The sequence below is a fragment of the Alkalibacterium thalassium genome (assembly GCF_900101165.1).
Taxonomy (GTDB): Bacteria; Bacillota; Bacilli; order Lactobacillales; family Carnobacteriaceae_A; genus Alkalibacterium; species Alkalibacterium indicireducens.
The window spans coordinates 470-17,282 of the sequence record NZ_FNFK01000042.1 but is presented as its reverse complement, the minus strand read 5'-3'; the positions used below and the strand labels follow the sequence as shown (position 1 = coordinate 17,282).

The window sequence follows — 16,813 nt, the reverse complement described above, 5'->3', positions numbered from 1 at the left end:
TGGCGAAAGGAGTGGAAGTACACCCTCTGTTCGCTTTCAGTCAATGTTTCAAAATAACGTAACATCCAGTTTGGATAAACGCGTTCTGTATGCATGTCTCTAAAGATTGAGAAACCAAGGGTTTCTAGGCTATTAAAATCCTTCTTATTCATTTTTTTGTTGGATAATCCCCACCCAAAATCTAAGTATTGATCCAGGCTTAAACGTATTATCGCTCCTCCTATGACGTTATCATAGAAGGAGCGATAATAAATTATAAGGGGTTTTTATCAAACTGTCCTTGACATGGGGTCCAGTTTAGACTTTTAATCGAAAGAACGAGTGTTTTTTTCATCTTGTAATCTAGCAATTTTTAGTATTCACTATATCAGTCTTCTTCGCTTCCATTTGAGTGCGTATCTTCCTGGTAATCATCCTCGAATCTCAAACTTTCCCCATTTTCTATCGCTTCTTCAAAGATGTTTTTCACTTTAGGGATATAGGTGATACTTCCCAGTTCCCCTTTAATCGCCACATATTCCTTACCGGGCTCAATATTAAGTATAGATGGGACGGTCAGCACAATGTCATTTCCCTGTCTACGTGCCTTCATCAGACTCTCCCCTTTTATGTCTATTTAGCTATATTGTAGCAGTTGTTGAAACTAAATAGAATGTCATTATGAAAATGTTTAACACGACAACAAAACCTCATTCACTATAGGCAAAAAGCCGACTTCAGTCTTATCCTGAGGTCAGCTTTTATACTCATTTACCGATTATCCGTACAGTGGAAACTTACGTGTCAGTTCCTTAACTGACTGTCTGATTTTGTCTAGTTCATCTTCGTTGTCCTTAGAATTCAAAGCAGCAACGATCAGTTCAGCTACGCGTCTGCATTCTTCTTCCTTGAATCCGCGAGTGGTCACAGCTGGTGTTCCGATCCGAATCCCACTTGTTTTGAATGGTCCAAGTGTATCAAAAGGAATGGAATTTTTGTTTACAGTAATGCCTACTTCATCAAGTAATGCCTCTGCCTGTTTCCCGTTTAGTCCGAAGTCAGAAACTTCCATAAGCAGCAGGTGATTATCCGTTCCCCCACTAATTAAACGGCCTTTTGATCCTTCGAATACTTCTACCATAGCTCGTGCGTTTGCTTTAATTTGTTTACTATAGTCTATAAAACTGGGCTCCAGAGCTTCCTTGAATGCAATGGCCTTCCCCGCTATCACATGCTCAAGTGGTCCCCCTTGAATACCTGGGAAGATTGCGCTGTTCAGCTTCTTGCCGTATTCTTCTTTTGCAAGAATCAGTCCGCCTCTAGGTCCTCTCAACGTTTTGTGCGTCGTGCTGGTCACAACATCAGCGTAAGGAATAGGATCCGGATGTTCTCCTGCCGCGATCAGACCGGCTATATGAGCCATATCCACCATCAAAATAGCCCCTACTTCATCCGCTATCTCACGGAATTTGGCAAAATCAATTGCTCGAGGATAGGCACTGTATCCAGCAATAATCATTTTAGGTTTATGCTCAAGCGCCAGACGTCTGACCTGGTCAAAATCGATTGTTTCAGTTTCTTTGTCTACTTCATAGGGGACGACGTTATAAAGTTTTCCACTAAAATTGACATGAGAACCGTGGGTCAAATGACCACCGTGATTCAAGTTCATTCCCATGTATGTACCCCCGGGTTCCAGGAAAGTCTGAAAAACTGCCATGTTAGCTTGAGAACCAGAGTGCGGCTGTACATTGGCATACTCTGCACCAAAAAGTTCTTTTGCTCGTTCGATGGCCAGGTTCTCAATCACATCTACAAATTCGCATCCGCCATAGTAGCGTTTGCCCGGATAGCCTTCTGCATATTTATTCGTCAGCACACTTCCTTGTGCATCCATGACTGCTTGAGAAATAAAGTTTTCTGATGCAATAAGTTCAATATTCTCTTCCTGACGCTTTTTCTCTTGTTCAATCGCTTCAAATACTTCATGATCAATGACAGGTTTTGACACTTAAGATCCTCTCCCCAAATAAAATTTACTGCTTTTGTAAAAGTATAGCACAGCTGTGTGAAAAGTCATTTACTTTCATAAAATTTAGTGACTAAACTTTTTGTCTCTATTATTTGCTCTTCTTCTTAAACTCTGTTGTCACTTGACAAGGCTTGTGTACTGCGTTATTCTACTTTTAAATAATAAAGACAGGAGTGTTTTTTGAGCCGATGCGTAACTAATCTCATTTTTTAAACGTCGAAAAGCAGTAGAATAAGTTGGATAATCCAAGCTTATTCGTCATGCCTTTTAGACTGGAATGAGATCGCATTATGATTCGGCACAAATTCTGGACTTCTGTACGTCGCTTTATCAAGTCTTTTATTTACATGTGTCTAACTGCCTCTCATTCTGTCTGAAAACCAGAGTGGGAGGTTTTTTGCATGCGTCATTGATCGATAACAAAGCAGATTTAAAATCAGAAAAGCTTCACGTGCCCGTCAGCCTCGAAAAGAAAATACCTTAGTATCTGTTTGAGCTTCAGCTCTTACAGATATACTTGAGATCGCCGGAGCGATAGCGAGTAGTGGAAATTCGCCCCGAATTGCTGTGACTCTAGCATTTTAATGCGTAGAGACAGAGTATGCGGCAGAAGAGCATTATGCGCAATGGGTGAATTTATCTTTTTCTCGAGAGGTTGGCACGTTAAGCTAGACAATAACTTAAATTTATACTTTCCTACACAAATAAAAGGAATGGATTATATGCCAATCGTATCATTAAATCATTTAAGTAAAAGCTATGGTGACCGACTGTTGTTCGACATCGCTCACCTTCAAATCGAATCACACGACCGTATCGGGCTTGTCGGAGCAAACGGGAGTGGTAAATCCACTCTGTTTCGTCTGATCAAAGGTCTGGAAGAAGCAGATTCCGGGAGTATAGAGCGACACGGCTCAATCGAACTCCTGCCCCAATTAAAAGAAACAAACACTGTGAAAAGCGGAGGAGAAACGACTGCTGACTACATTATTCAAGCCTTGAATAAACAGCCTAAATTGCTGCTTGCGGATGAACCCACGACTCACCTGGATATTTCCCATATCGAATGGGTGGAGAAGTCTTTCCGTCGTTTTACCGGAGCCTTTCTTGTGGTTTCCCATGACCGGGCATTTCTGGATAAGGTCTGTACATCAATATGGGAACTGGAAGATCAGAAACTGACCGTCTATAAAGGAAATTATTCGGACTATAAAGAAGCCAAAGCAAGAGAATTAAAGAATCAGCAGACAGAATACGAGAAATACATCAGCAAGCGCAATCAGCTGATCGAAGCCAGAGATAATAAAGTTAAACAGGCTGTGAACGCAACGAAAAGCAAAAAGAAAGTCGGAGATGCCGAATATAATCTGAAAGGGTCTGCTCCTTATTTTCAGAAAAAGTCAAAAAAACTGCATCAAGTACAAAAGTCAATGGACACACGTATCGATAAGCTCGAAAAAGTTGAAAAACCGAAGGAACAAGCGGCCATCCGCATCGAAGTTCCTGACATGGATAAATTGAATCGTCGATTTATTGTCCGGATGACAGACTGCGTCGGTAAAGTTCCTGGTAAAACACTCTGGAATAAAGCGACCTTATCCATTAAAGGCGGAGACAAAGTCGCTCTCGTCGGTCCTAACGGCAGCGGGAAAACTACGTTGATCAACATGCTGCTGAATGGAGACAGCTCGATCCAGCGCTCACCTTCTCTGAAAATCGGTTATTTTTCTCAGAACTTGAGCACTCTGGATACTTCCCTATCCATACTGGATAATGTCAAACAAGATGCCGTCCAGTCAGAAACACTGATTCGAATCATACTGGCCCAGCTTCTTTTTAAAGGAGACGACGTATACAAACCCATTTCCGTCCTGAGCGGGGGCGAACGCGTAAAGGTTTCCCTGGCCAAGTTAATTGCTGGTAATTACAATACGCTCGTTTTAGATGAGCCGACAAATTTTCTGGATATCCAGGCAGTCGAGGCACTGGAAAGTCTGCTTCAGGACTACGAGGGAAGTGTCCTGTTCGTCTCTCATGACCGGTCATTCATCAATGCAGTCGCTTCAAAAGTCTGGGTCATTGAAGACCAGCAGATTCATGCCTTCGATGGCAACTTGAATCAATGGGAAGAATCAAAAGAGCAGAAGGAACAGGTAAGTACAGATGAAGAAGAATTGTTACGCATTGAAAATCGAATTGCGGAAGTTCTTGGAGCCTTGTCTTTAGAGTATTCAGAGGAAAAAGATGAGGAATTTAATGAACTGATCCGGCGGAAGAGAGAACTGCTGTCAGAATGACTGTGCAAAGTTAAACTAATTAAAAAGAGCCTATTTCTGCGCCATACTGCGGAAATGGGCTCTTTTATCAATCAATCTATTGTTTGAATACCTTTTTACTACTTATTTCCTATGATTTTTTTCAATCCTCTCCAGGGTTTCAAGTATGTCTATCAGGAGATTGATTATTCTTTTTCCGTAATAACTGATTGTTAGTGCCAGTAATAAATAGATGACTATGTACATTAGAGCCTCCCTAAGATTTTTTAGTAAAATTTTAGTCTAAATTTTATGGTGCCGGCGGCGTTTCTTTATTTACTCCTTCTGTTGTCGAAGTAAAACCAGCTTGTCTGCTAGAGCCAGATATTCTCTCTTCAATCGTTATCTCTTCTGTTTCCAGATTGAAATTAACTGATCCGTCACCATCAAACGCTTCAATTTTCTCCCTGATTTCCTTCAGCGAATCTTCCAGTACAAATGTCTCATCAATATCGTCTCCGGGTTCTACAGGATCTACATATACTTCCGGGACATATTCAGAGCTAGATCCATTTCTCGTAATCAATTTCTCAGAAGCAGGCATTAATCCAGCTATAACGGTCATTAAGATCACTATAAATACATTACGCGTTTGATTTAACATTTTATTCTCCTAGAGTTATGTGTTCTTCTTAAATGACAAAAATTGATATTTTTTTATATTTAATATAATATTCGTGTACGCACTACATTTAATAAAAGAAAGTGGGTGATAAAATGATGACTACAACTCCTGCAGAAGAATTTGAATCGTTCAATCCCTTCAGGCTTGTATCGTATACTTTGTACGCTAATATACTTACTCAAGTCCTGACAATAATTTTACTCATCGTACTTATAGTCGCAATTATTTATGGTCTGATTCTGTTGAGGCAGTTCGTTACAACCTACACTGCTTCACATGAGAATCATCTTCGTGACCCATGATCAACCTATTTCTCCTTCTGTTAGCGGTACGCTTCAGGAGGAGGAGTTTTGCGTTCCAGTCAATTCGTTACCTATCGCTTATAATGGCCTGATCGAACATAGTTTGATACTCATTTAACGGGTATTCACGGATTGCGTCCGGGTAATAATCGACATCTTCCTCAGATGTTATGTAAAAAGGAATGCTGTGTTCCTCATTTGACTGATCTGTCCAGAAGACAGTTCCCTCGCTTCTAGACTCCCAAATAATATCAGTCACTTCCGGTTCTGTTGCAGCGACTTCCTGGATCTGTCCGGATTGAATCAATTCCGCCTGACGTTCCTGTTCCCGCCTTGCATGATTCTGATTGGCTGAGTCAATTCGATTCGTCATGAAAAAAGCAATGCCTCCTAGAAATAGAAGCATGAACATCACCACTGAAAGTGAGCCAAGTATGTATATGATTTTATCCTGTCGTTTCATCGAGTATACTCCTTTTGTACTCGCTACTCTCTCACATCTTCTACAGTTAACGTCACGTACTCATCTGATGGCTGCTCATAATCGGCAGCTGCATCGTTCATTACTACATTGACTATGAATGAAAAAGTCATGACTGCCACAATGATAATTCCCACTGCCATGGCTATACCAGCAGTGATTTTTAGACGTTTATCCATGTGATTCCCTCCTTTTCGTATTTAATGATGTTGATTAATGTGCAATAAAAACAGATTCACTTGCATTTAAATTCATTAGTATGATTTATAGTGATATATTCATTTTATTCACTCTTCTATACTTGTTTATTCTAGTTCAGATGATTAGAGACTTCAAGGTGACTGATGGTTCTTCTAACTAATGTCACATTTGAGTGCCCATTTTTAAATCGAATTAAACGTTTAGTTTTAAGCAAAAAAAGACCGCCCAATGCCTCGACTCTTATCATCAGCCCATATTCAGATTTGATTTCTGAACATGAGATGTAGGGGCAGTCTTAAGCATTGGTCGGTCCTGCAATTTAGTCTACGTTTGCTTCAAATTCATCCTTCACGCGCTGCAGCATGTCAGAGTCTGTAATGAGTGCCATAGCGGTATGTGTCAGTCCCGCAATGGTCTTTTCCATTCCCTGATACGCTTCTTCAGTCAGCGTGCAGTCTCTAAATTCGGTCGTGTGTGCTGAAACGGATTTGCCGTTAGTAATTTCAAAATATGGATTGATCGCAGGAACGACCTGACTGACATTCCCCATATCCATTGATCCCATAGAATCCCGTTCTTCAGTAATCATTTGAATGCCAAGCCCTGCCATCTTTTCATTGTACAAGGAAGACAGCGTCTCATTTGTGATCATATTCTTGTAGGCTGCTTCATAGTGACCCCATTCCATTCGGCAGTCCGCAGCCAGTGCACCGGCTTCTGCACAGCGAATGACTTTTTCACGTAGCTCATTCAAGTAAGGCATATCCATTGATCTGACGTAAAATTCGGCTCTCGTATAGTCCGGAATCACGTTCGCTGCCTCTCCCCCTTCTTTGATGACACCATGAACGCGTGCGCTCGGGTGAATCTGCTGGCGAAGTGAACTGACATTATTGAAGAAGTTGATGCAAGCATCAAGGGCATTTTTGCCCTCGAAAGGTGAGGCAGCTGCATGAGCGGTCTGTCCATAGAATCTGAACTCAATGGCTTCCATGGCCATGGACGTGCCACTGGCCTGATAACTGTCAGATGGGTGAGTACAGAATGCAACATCTACATCGTCAAAGGTTCCCGCATCTGCCATGGTCACTTTATCTCCGTTCGTTTCCTCTGCCGGGGTCCCCAGGACAACCACTGTCCCACCTACCTCATCAACCAGTTTGGATAAGGCTAGGCCCGCCCCAGTATCTGTCGCCCCGAGTAGGTTATGCCCACATCCATGCCCGATACCAGGAAGTGCATCATATTCAGACAAGTAGGCAAGGGTCGGTCCTTCTTTTCCTCCTTTATAAACTGCTCTGAACGCTGTACCGATTCCCAGATAAGGGTATTCAACATCAAATCCATGTTTTTCAAGCAATTCCACATGAGCCTTTGATGACAGAAACTCTTCGTGACCCAGTTCAGGATTAGCATAGATATACTCGCTCAGCTCCTGAAGTTCCGGTCTCAACTCTTTAATGATTGAATCAATTTTTTCATTGTACTGCTCACTCATCCGTTTCATCCTCTACTGTTCGTCTTTTTCAGACTAATATAATATAAATGTCCGGTAAATACAAATCGGTTTTTGTATCATGTCATTGTGACTGTACCTTCTTTTCGGTATAATACACCTAATAAAAAATTATATATTACATAACCACACTAATTTAAAGGAGCGATCCATTTGACCCAGTCTCTACATAGGTTCTCATTAGTAAAGCTAGCTATATTTTTTGGATTTCTGATCGTACTTAGTGGCGTAGCGATCTATCTGTTTTCTCACTCTATCCCTCAAGGAGTATTGAGCTTAGTTCTGGAATTCGGTATTACTTTATCGATATCTCTCTTTGTAATTAGAGAACTGAAAAAAGCAGATGTCTCTGTCCGTTCAATTACTGGAGATTTATCCATGAAAAGAAAACTGACTGTCTTTACAGCTGCCTATCAATAGGTCGACTGCTTATTTACTTTTCGTTCGCAGGGCTTATTCTACGTCTCATTTTGCTCCAGCCTACGTTTCTAGCCCAAGTAGAAGCGCTTATGAATGATACATCAAGTTCACCTACATTAAGCCCCAGATCCATGATCGGTGCCGTCCTCTTTGCTCCAGTTATAGAAGAAATTATTTTTAGAGGAATCATCTTGAATAAGTGGGCTGAGAGAAGCAGCAATATCCGTGCCCTTGTGCTGAGTTCGCTAGTGTTTGGACTCATACACTTCGATTCATTAATTGTGCCTCAACTCATTGGAGGGTTGATTTATGGTCTAGTCTATTTAAAAACTAAGAAACTCATCTATCCTATTTTCATGCATGTACTACATAACTTACTTCTTTTTTCACTATTACTTATACCTGTCGATGAAGTACCAGAAACGGCTATTGTAACTGAACAATTGATCGATGAACTCACCACAGCTCTAAATATAAGCAGTCTGGTATTTATAATAAGTTTGCCTATTTTTCTATTTACTCTATATAAGTACAGTAGAAATCTAAACGATGAGATGACCCCTCTCACTTTCAATACTGGTCTCTATTCCGACCGGACATAACTGGTTACTTGAATAACATGTAAAGACCCTTTCCAAAGCAACTATAGCTGCTGGAAAGGGTCTTTTCTGAGTTTAGTTAGGTCTCCGACTAATTAGTCAGCTTTTCCTGCAATAACGTCGATTTCAACTAATGCGCCAGCTGGAAGTGCGGCTACTTCATAAGCAACGCGTGCTGGGAAAGGCTCTTTGAAAAATTCTGCGTATACCTCGTTCATGTCCTGGAAGTTGGAAATATCGCTTAGAAGAACAGTGACTTTCAGGACATCATAAAGCGTCAGGTTTTCTTCTGCCAGGATATACTCAATGTTTTTCAACGATTGTCTTGTCTGTTCCTTGGCTGTTTCAGCTGTGATTTTTCCTGCTTCCGCATCGATCGGCAGCTGACCCGAAACGTAAACGGTATTCCCGAATACGACCGCCTGTGAGTAAGGTCCGATTGCTGCTGGTGCCTGTTTAGAATTTAAAATGTGTTTGTCTGATGTTGTCATGAATAAGTCTCCTTTTAGTTGATTTTATATGATTGATCTAAACTTTTACTATACTGTCTGGACACTGACCTGGCTTCCGGCAGTCGTCCGTTCGACAATGATATGAGAAGGGATGCGCGTTTTGAGTTCATCCACGTGAGAAATAATTCCCACTAGTCTGCCGCGTTCCTGTAAATCGAGCAATGTTTCGATAGCTTTGTCCAGTGAATCGGAATCCAGCGTCCCGAATCCTTCATCGATAAACAGGGTGTCGACACTGACCCCGCCGCTCTGACTTTGGATCACATCGCTGAGTCCCAGAGCCAGTGCAAGAGAGGCTTTAAACGATTCTCCACCGGAAAGCGTGTTGACCCCTCTCACTTTGCCTGTTTCGTAGTCGAACACGTCCATATCCAGCCCTTTGGGTTTATTCCCTTTGGCCGCATCCATCTTTCTCTGCAGCTCATAGCGGTTATTCGTCATTTCGCTAAAGCGTTCGTTGGCAGCGATCAGAATTTCGTCGAAGTAAATCCCGAGGACATACCGTTCGAATGAGATCCGGTCCGTTTCATTACTTGTACCGCCTGCCATCATTGCCAGCTCACTATAGATCCGGTAGTCTTTTTCCAGTTCATCGCTCTTGCCCTGATGAATGGTAATCGTTTCGACCGCCCGCTGATTCTGATTTACTGTTTTGACCAGGTCATCCCGGCTTTCTTCCAGGTCCGGCAACCTTTCAATAATCGACTCGCACTGATTACGGTAAGCCTTAACCGGCAGGAGCTTGTCTTCCTTATCCAGATGCGCCTGGACTTCTTTCATTTGAACAGTCAGGCTGTGTCTAGCTTTCTCATAATCACTGATCGCTCGCTGCATCTTGTCAGCTGTCTCATGTTCCAGAACGAGGGACTCGAAGCTATCGTCCAGCTTACTTTCTTGAAGTCTATGTTCAAAGTGGGCCCGTGCTTCTGAATGTTTGTCAGTCAGCTTATTGATGCTTTCCTCGGTCAGTTTGATTGCTTGCTTATTAGCCGACTGTTTACTGCTTAAGTCCTGGACAAGGGACTGATTATCTGAAGCCGCCTGCTCAGTTTTTCTGATCAGCGCTTCTTTTTCTGCTATAGCCTCTTTGACTTGTTTCTCGGAGTCATAGGACACAGATGCTTTCAGTTCGCTGCATAATTCACTCAGCTCACCAATCCGCTTAATCATATGCTGTTCGTCTGACGTCAGCTGAACGCGTACTTCTGACAGATCACGCTCTTCTTTTTGAAGAGCCTCCAGTTTTTCAGTCAGCTTGCCTTCTGCTTCCACCCGCTTTTGTTTCTGCTTCAGGTCTTGTTCCAGCTTATTCAGTTCGTCTGTCAGTTCACGACAGCTTTTCTTCGTCTGTCCAAACGCTTCATCCGCGTCCGTATGTTCAATGCCCAGTTCCTTGCACCGCTTACCGACGGCTTCAGAAAGCTGCTGCAGATGAACACCGATCCGATTATAGTGGGCTTCGGCTTCAGCTTTAACTTTCTCCAGCCGGTCGACGTCGTCTTTGGATACTGAATCAACTGCTGCGTGAGCTTTTTTAGGGTGATCCGTTCCACCACAGACCGGACAAGGTTCGTTTTGTTCAAGATCTCCTGCCAGAACTACGGCGATATTGCTGTAATACGCTGCCTTTGCTTCATCCAGACTTTCTGTTGCCTGCTTGAGGTCCTTATTGGCTTTTGAAAAGACCTGCTTAACTTCAGCGCCTTCTTTTCTCAAATCGCACAGTTCCTTCAGTTTTTCAAGTCTCTGCATGGCTTCTGATTTTTTATCTTTCAGCTTGCCGATTCGATCATAGCTATCTGAAAAGCTGTTTTTTATGAGTTGAAGCTCCTTCAGCTCATCTTGCTGGGACTGGACGGCCTGCTTGACTGCTTCCATCTTTTCTTTAATAGAGGCCTGTCTTAAGCGGTTTTCTTTGAGCTGTTTTTCTGCCTGACTAATTGCTTCTTCTGTCTTCTCCACTTCGGTCATGCGTTCCAGCTCTTTTTTCAGTGTCTGAATCGCTTCTCTGACACGATCCAGCTTACTCAGTTCCTCTTGAATCAGGGCCTTCTGTTTTTCCGCCTCAGCAAGAGAATCGGTCAAACTCTTCTGCTTTTCAGACAAGTCGTTCCGTTTTATCTGTACGTCTTTTAACTCCTGGGCCAGATCCTGTTCTGTCTTTTTAGCCTCAACAAGTTTTTGCGCTTCATCGTTTTTAGCCAGCTGTTCCTTGTAATCCGCCACTACTTTTGCAGTCTCATCCAGCTCTATTTTTTCTTTATCGAGAGCCGCCTTCTTCTCAAGGTATTCAATCAGTCGCTCAGTAGCTGTTTTCTCTTCCTGAAGGCTTCCGATTGTCTCTTTAAGTTCTTTGAGTTGTTTCGAATCTGCATCAATAAGTTTAGCTGTCTCTTCCAGAACAGCTGGAATGTCAAACTGGTCAATGGCTTTTTCAAGAGTCTGATTTTCCTTGGTCTCGATCGACTGAAAAGCGAGATTAACTGCCTGAGCATAGCCGTCCCGTTCTTGTTTCAGCTCTTTAGCCTTTTCTTTGAGTTTCTCCTGAAAGGCTTCAAACTGATCCGTCTGGAAAATATTCCGGAAAATCTTCTCCTTGTCCGCACTGTTCGAGTCAAGCATACGCCGGAAGTCTCCCTGCGGCAGCATGACGATTTGTCTGAACTGGTCATGAGTCAGCCCCAGAAGCGCCTCGATTTCTTTGTTGGCTTCATTGATTTTAGTGGTGACCTGATCTCCATTGTGAAACGCCACGCTTGCTGCGATCTGCTTAGTTTTTGTCCGCGTTCCTGGTCCTATCTGATTCGGTTCCCGTCTGACGGAATACCGCTTCTGTCCCAGTTCAAACTCCAGCTCTACATAACAGAGGTCTGTGTCTTTCGCATGATCGGATTTATATGTATCTTTTTCACGGCCATCTTTTGACGGCTTGTCAAACAGGGCATAGGCAATCGCATCGAAAATCGTCGTTTTCCCTGCCCCCGTCGGTCCACTGACTAAGAAGAGAGCAGACTGATTGAACGCCGTAAAATCGATCTCGACTTCGCCTTTGTAGGGTCCAAAGGCGCTCATTTTGAGTTTTAATGGACGCATCTACTCTCCACCTCTCTGAACGTCTTCCCAGACGCCATTGACTACTTGTTTTCGCTCGTCATCCAGCGGTTCGTCCTTGAAATTCTCGTAAAAATCACTGAAAAGTTCCAGGACATCCTTCTTGTCGGCCAGCTGATGGGTACGTGTCGTTTCTTTGGACTGCCTGTCTTTTTTGGATAAATATTCAAGCCCCATCGCATAAGGGTAGCGTCGTCTCAGCTGATGCATCGCATCCATGACATAGCCTTTATCTTCCAGTTCGAAGAAAATGTAATCTTCTGACTCATCCTGCATCAACTCGTCAAAGAAGCCTCTGATCACACGCAGGTCCCGTTTAGGATTGGTCAAAATCGTCTGAACATCGATCGTGTCTTTCTCCAGATCGACCAGCAGGTGCTGTTTCTTATGTCTGGCTTCTGATTTAGAATACTTCACAGGTGAGCCACTGTACCGTACCCGGTCTGATTTGACCTTCTGAGCTTTATGCAAATGGCCGAGCGCAACGTAGTCGAAGGCATCGAACAAATTAACATCAACATATTCTGCCGTCCCAATGCTTAACGGACGTTCGGAATCGGAATCTTCCACCGACTCTTTTCCCCCGTTCACTACATATCCGTGGGCAATTAGAATATTCAGCTCATCCGGGTTCATCTTCTCTTTAATCGATTCGATCTGAACGCGTGTCGCATCCTGAAGATCCTTGATCTCATCATTACCCAGCAGTTTTCGAACAGCGACATGGTCCGCAAATGGCAGGAGATAGAAATTAGCGCCCTTGACCGTTACTTTCCGGATATCTTTTTTAAGTGTGCCTTCAATATAGAGCTGGCTAGTCGAAAGCAGCTCCGCACCGTATTCCAGCCGTTCATTACTGTCATGGTTCCCCGCAATAGCCAGGACCGGTATCCCCGCTTCGCGAATCAGACGAGTGAAAATTTCCGTAGCCAGAATGACCGCTTCTTTGGGAGGAATCGCCCGGTCATACAAATCGCCTGCCATGATCAGGACATCGACATCCAGTTTCTTGACCTCATCGACCAGTCGGTGCAGAACCTCTGCCTGATCTTCAAGCATCGAAAACTCATTGACGATTTTTCCTATGTGCCAGTCGGCAGTATGTAAAATTCTCATGCCTTACCTCTCCTTCTTTCCGTATGTTTCACGTCTTGTCTTTGACTTGTATTTTATCAGAAAACTGGCACAGACTAAATAGGACAGTAGGGCAGTCCGTTCTACTTGTGTCTACTGAAAGGGAGTTCCAAGAAAATTGAAACATAAAAAAAGCGCGCACCTTCTATCCTTGAGGGTACACGTCAGTCTTTCTGAAAATCCAGTCGTATCAAATTATGGCCAGGAAGGGAGTTGAACCCTCACGAGCGTTACGCTCACCAGATTCTGAGTCTGGCGTGTCTACCATTCCACCACCTAGCCGGAACATCCATTAGTATAGCACATCGCTCAGATTCTGTTAATACCTTTTTCATGCCGGAAGTAAACTTTATACCTCCTGCCCCACTCAAGGCGAGCTCCTGTGAGAGCTGATTCGGGGAAGGTTTATTTACAGCTGTATGTTATTTAGGACGGCTCAGAGAAGGAAAAGAACTTCAGCTGATGAACAAGCTGACACATTGGATAGCAGATAAAAGTTATCAGACAAATTCCGACTTCATAGTCGCTGTTTTTAATGGCCCGGTCACTCTTCCAACAGCCCAACGTAACGAAGTCTGGGGAAGAGTGACCGGGAAATATTCATTGGAGGATTTATCTTCTATAAAAAAACAGCCGGTTGTCTTATTGCTTCTCATTTGTATCGGACTTGGTATCAATTATTTTCTCGAGCCTTCTTCTCCACTGCCCATTCTTTTTTCTTATTTTTTATCCTTGCTGGTTCGTACTTTCTGTATCAGAATCATAAGAACAGAGAATAACTTCCTTTCAGACTACTTTTTCATCTGTCTGATGCCTTCTTCAAGAATCTCAATCTGACGAATGGTTTCATGATCCTTAACCAGCTTCTCTACTCCATTTACGAGTGTCTCGTAGAGCGCTTCGTAGAAATAACTGTAGCTCCCTTTTTCCGAGACGACTTTTTCCTCGTGATACTGCCCATCTTCGGACATATAATACAGCGTCCCATAATGTTCCGGCAGATCCAGGCCAAAGTCCTCGTTGGTCGGCATATAAAACAGCTTCAGATGTTCTTCCTGACGGTCTTTTGATTCCTTGATGAATGTTCCTTTTGTGCCATAGACCACGAAACTTGGGCGTTCTTTCAGACGGAAGTAGCTCGACTTGACGGATACTTTAAGGTTGTTTTCATAAAAGAAATCCAGGTCGAAATAGTCGTTCATTCGTCCATCTCCCAGAAGCTGACGGACATCATATTGAATATCCTGAGGATTGCCAAAGTAAGACAGAACCTGATCGACGGTATGGCAGGCATGGGTATACAGGAAACTTTCCATGGGATCGAAGTGGTCAGTCTGCTCAGGCACTTCAGGACGGAAATAATCGAAATGCATCTCCACTTCCAGAACATCTCCAATTTTTCCGCTTTCGATTACTTTCTGGACAGTCAGAAAATCCGAGTCGAAACGGCGGTTCTGATAGCACTGGATAAACAAGCCTTTCTCTTCTGCCAGAGCAAACAGCTCCTTAGCCTGGTCAGATGTTTCCGCAAAAGGTTTCTCGACCAGTACGTTCTTCCCATTTTCCAGCGCCTCTTTAGCCAGTGGATAATGGGTATGCGGCGGGGTAGACAGAACCACGAGGTCGATATCCGGATCATTCCATATCTCTTCGCTTTCCTTAACGTAAGTCACCCCTTCGACAGCGTCCCAGTCAGACGTATCCCTTCTCGAGAGAATTTTCTTTATCTTAATCGTGTCGACCAGACTTGAAAAAGGGATATGATAGCGGTTCGCACTCTTCCCGTTTCCGATGTAGGCAATAGTTAACATATGCTTCCTCCTAATGTATTGTCATCTCACTTACTATTTAATCACGTTGGCCTCCTTCTGTAAATTGACTTAGTTAAGTAGGCAGTTTTTTCAGAAAAGTCGGTCTGATATCCTTGTTTGCTGAAATAAATTACCCAAAAACTGATTAGAGTGCTGTCTTTTATGTACACTTAACTTAAGGAGGTGGATCGCATGTCATTATTAACAGATTTGAAACATAACGAACAGTTCAATGCATCAGAAAAAGCAGTTGCTCAGTACATAATTACCAACAAGGAAGAAGTCCTTAATTTATCGATTCAGGCTCTTTCGGAACTGACTTATACCTCACCTTCAACTGTGGTCAGACTCTGCCGGAAAATCGGTCTAAAAGGGTTCAAGGATTTCAAGATCAAGTGGTCCGCCGAACTGCAGAAGGAATACAATGCCATATCGAATGTGGACCCTGATTTTCCTTTTACCGATGACGACTCATACGGAGAGATTCAGAAGAAAATCCTCGAGCTGTTCACTGACTCTCTTAATCAGACGAGTCAGCTGCTGTCACCTGATAAGCTTGAACGGGCTGTGGAACTTCTGCTTCAGGCTGATAAAATCGGGGTATTTGCGTACGGTGATACCTATCTGCCTGCCTTGAATTTTCAGAATAAGCTGATGAAAATCGACCGGTCTGTTCACATGACCGCTTTGCCTGGAGAAAACCGCCACCTCGCAACAAATTTCAGACAAGGTGACTGCGCCATTGTCATTTCCTATAGTGGGGAAAGTAAGAATAACTACTACATCACCCAGCTGCTCAAGCAGAACGGAGCGACGATTATTGTGATAACGGGTAGTCCGTCTTCACATATCGCATCACTCGGGGACTTGATTCTTCCAGTGGCTAAAAGTGAAAGCCAGTCAGTCAAGCTGTCGACTTTCTCATCACAGACGGCGATCGATTATGTGCTGAACACCTTGTACGGCTGTCTATTCGTTTCAAATTACGACAAGAACCAGTCCAAGCGCATCGCATCCGAGACCCTGTTCCTGGATGAGCGGTTTTAATTTTGCTGTAATTTACTTATTGATTCTTATCAGGAGCATAACTAGATCACTTGAACGGATCGCAACTGCTCAGGAACGAATGGTCGTGAAGACGAGAAAAAGTGAACACTCAAAAGAGTCGGAATAAATCAAAAGCAGTTGAGCGGATAATTAAATCCAGTGCTCAACTGCTCTTTTTCAATGATGAAGCCTTCCGACAGTCGTCGGAAGCCGCCGAATAACCGGTTAATGACTAATCCTTTTGCTCCGCCGCGTAGTAAGGTATCACTCAGTTAGCGGATCAAACGGAAAGTTTATTTGTCTTGAATATCTCTTGACCATCAACTAAGTTGGACGCTCACGGAGTCTTTCTGACCACTCGACTATCCTTCGACACCTGAGTTGGGCGCTCACGAAATCTTTCTGACCACTCGACTGTCCCTCGGCAACTGAGTTGGACGCTCACGGAATCTTTCCGACCACTCGGCTGTCCTTAAACACCTGAGTTGGACGCTCCCGGGGTCTTTCCGCCCACTCGACTGTCCTTCAACAACTGAGTTGGGCGCTCACGGGGTCTTTCTGACCACTCCAATGTCCCTCGGCACCTGAGTTGGGCGCTCACAGAATCTTTCTGACCACTCGACATTCCTTCAACAACTGAGTTGGGCGCTCACGAAGTCTTTCTGACCACTCGACTGTCCCTCGGCAACTGAGTTGGGCGCTCACAGAATCTTTCGGCCCACTCGACT

At 43.5% G+C, this 16,813-nt stretch carries 15 protein-coding genes and 1 tRNA gene; 5 read left to right on the top strand and 11 right to left on the bottom strand.

Annotation, left to right across the window (positions count from 1 at the left end):
• Positions 1-367 precede the first annotated feature (367 nt).
• Both mazE and glyA read right to left on the bottom strand, forming a co-directional pair.
• Entirely contained in the window at positions 368-592 is a 225-nt protein-coding gene (gene mazE, locus BLR76_RS08545) for a type II toxin-antitoxin system PemI/MazE family antitoxin (protein ID WP_091268032.1), read from the bottom strand.
• A 165-nt stretch (positions 593-757) separates the two neighbouring features.
• Positions 758-1,990, bottom strand: a complete 1,233-nt coding sequence (glyA, locus tag BLR76_RS08540) for a serine hydroxymethyltransferase (protein ID WP_091268030.1) — start codon at positions 1,988-1,990, stop codon at positions 758-760.
• Positions 1,991-2,733: 743 nt separating this feature from the next.
• On the opposite strand from glyA, the gene abc-f reads away from it, so the two are divergent.
• On the top strand, positions 2,734-4,308 hold the full coding sequence (gene abc-f, locus BLR76_RS08535) for a ribosomal protection-like ABC-F family protein (protein ID WP_091268028.1): 1,575 nt from the start codon (positions 2,734-2,736) through the stop codon (positions 4,306-4,308).
• A 268-nt stretch (positions 4,309-4,576) separates the two neighbouring features.
• On the opposite strand, the gene BLR76_RS08530 is transcribed toward abc-f, so the two are convergent.
• Positions 4,577-4,930, bottom strand: a complete 354-nt coding sequence (locus tag BLR76_RS08530; protein ID WP_091268026.1) for a hypothetical protein — start codon at positions 4,928-4,930, stop codon at positions 4,577-4,579.
• Positions 4,931-5,043: 113 nt separating this feature from the next.
• On the opposite strand from BLR76_RS08530, the gene BLR76_RS11650 reads away from it, so the two are divergent.
• Positions 5,044-5,253 carry a hypothetical protein gene (locus BLR76_RS11650; RefSeq protein WP_143009220.1) on the top strand — a complete coding sequence of 70 codons (210 nt, stop codon included), beginning with the start codon at positions 5,044-5,046 and terminating at the stop codon, positions 5,251-5,253.
• A 67-nt stretch (positions 5,254-5,320) separates the two neighbouring features.
• Here the strand turns inward: BLR76_RS11650 and BLR76_RS08525 are convergent, their stop codons facing one another.
• From BLR76_RS08525 to BLR76_RS08520, 3 genes are all read right to left on the bottom strand, one after another.
• A complete protein-coding gene (locus BLR76_RS08525) occupies positions 5,321-5,716 on the bottom strand; it encodes a hypothetical protein (protein ID WP_091268024.1) in 396 nt (131 codons plus the stop codon).
• 23 nt (positions 5,717-5,739) lie between these two features.
• Positions 5,740-5,913 carry a hypothetical protein gene (locus tag BLR76_RS11835; RefSeq protein ID WP_170230966.1) on the bottom strand — a complete coding sequence of 58 codons (174 nt, stop codon included), beginning with the start codon at positions 5,911-5,913 and terminating at the stop codon, positions 5,740-5,742.
• A 341-nt stretch (positions 5,914-6,254) separates the two neighbouring features.
• The gene (locus tag BLR76_RS08520) at positions 6,255-7,433 is read right to left on the bottom strand and encodes a M20 family metallopeptidase (RefSeq protein ID WP_218121427.1); all 1,179 of its coding nucleotides are present in this window, start codon (positions 7,431-7,433) and stop codon (positions 6,255-6,257) included.
• 171 nt (positions 7,434-7,604) lie between these two features.
• On the opposite strand from BLR76_RS08520, the gene BLR76_RS08515 reads away from it, so the two are divergent.
• Both BLR76_RS08515 and BLR76_RS08510 read left to right on the top strand, forming a co-directional pair.
• Entirely contained in the window at positions 7,605-7,871 is a 267-nt protein-coding gene (locus tag BLR76_RS08515) for a hypothetical protein (RefSeq protein WP_091268018.1), read from the top strand.
• Positions 7,872-7,960: 89 nt separating this feature from the next.
• Complete coding sequence (locus tag BLR76_RS08510; protein WP_091268014.1) at positions 7,961-8,473, top strand: CPBP family intramembrane glutamic endopeptidase; 513 nt, start codon at positions 7,961-7,963, stop codon at positions 8,471-8,473.
• A 92-nt stretch (positions 8,474-8,565) separates the two neighbouring features.
• Here BLR76_RS08510 and BLR76_RS08505 read toward each other — a convergent pair whose 3' ends face one another.
• The 5 genes from BLR76_RS08505 to BLR76_RS08485 form a co-directional block, all read right to left on the bottom strand.
• Positions 8,566-8,961, bottom strand: coding sequence for a Rid family detoxifying hydrolase (locus BLR76_RS08505; protein WP_091268012.1), 396 nt, complete (start codon positions 8,959-8,961; stop codon positions 8,566-8,568).
• A gap of 48 nt (positions 8,962-9,009) precedes the next feature.
• The gene (locus BLR76_RS08500) at positions 9,010-12,075 is read right to left on the bottom strand and encodes an AAA family ATPase (RefSeq protein WP_091268009.1); all 3,066 of its coding nucleotides are present in this window, start codon (positions 12,073-12,075) and stop codon (positions 9,010-9,012) included.
• The gene (locus BLR76_RS08495; protein WP_091268006.1) at positions 12,076-13,209 is read right to left on the bottom strand and encodes an exonuclease SbcCD subunit D; all 1,134 of its coding nucleotides are present in this window, start codon (positions 13,207-13,209) and stop codon (positions 12,076-12,078) included.
• Between the two features lie 216 nt (positions 13,210-13,425).
• Positions 13,426-13,509, bottom strand: a tRNA-Leu gene (locus BLR76_RS08490).
• A 509-nt stretch (positions 13,510-14,018) separates the two neighbouring features.
• Positions 14,019-15,038 (bottom strand): Gfo/Idh/MocA family oxidoreductase, encoded by a 1,020-nt coding sequence (locus BLR76_RS08485; RefSeq protein WP_091268004.1) that lies wholly within the window; start codon positions 15,036-15,038, stop codon positions 14,019-14,021.
• A gap of 192 nt (positions 15,039-15,230) precedes the next feature.
• Here BLR76_RS08485 and BLR76_RS08480 point away from each other — a divergent pair, with 192 nt between their 5' ends.
• Positions 15,231-16,085 (top strand): MurR/RpiR family transcriptional regulator, encoded by an 855-nt coding sequence (locus tag BLR76_RS08480; protein ID WP_091268001.1) that lies wholly within the window; start codon positions 15,231-15,233, stop codon positions 16,083-16,085.
• Positions 16,086-16,813 lie beyond the last annotated feature (728 nt).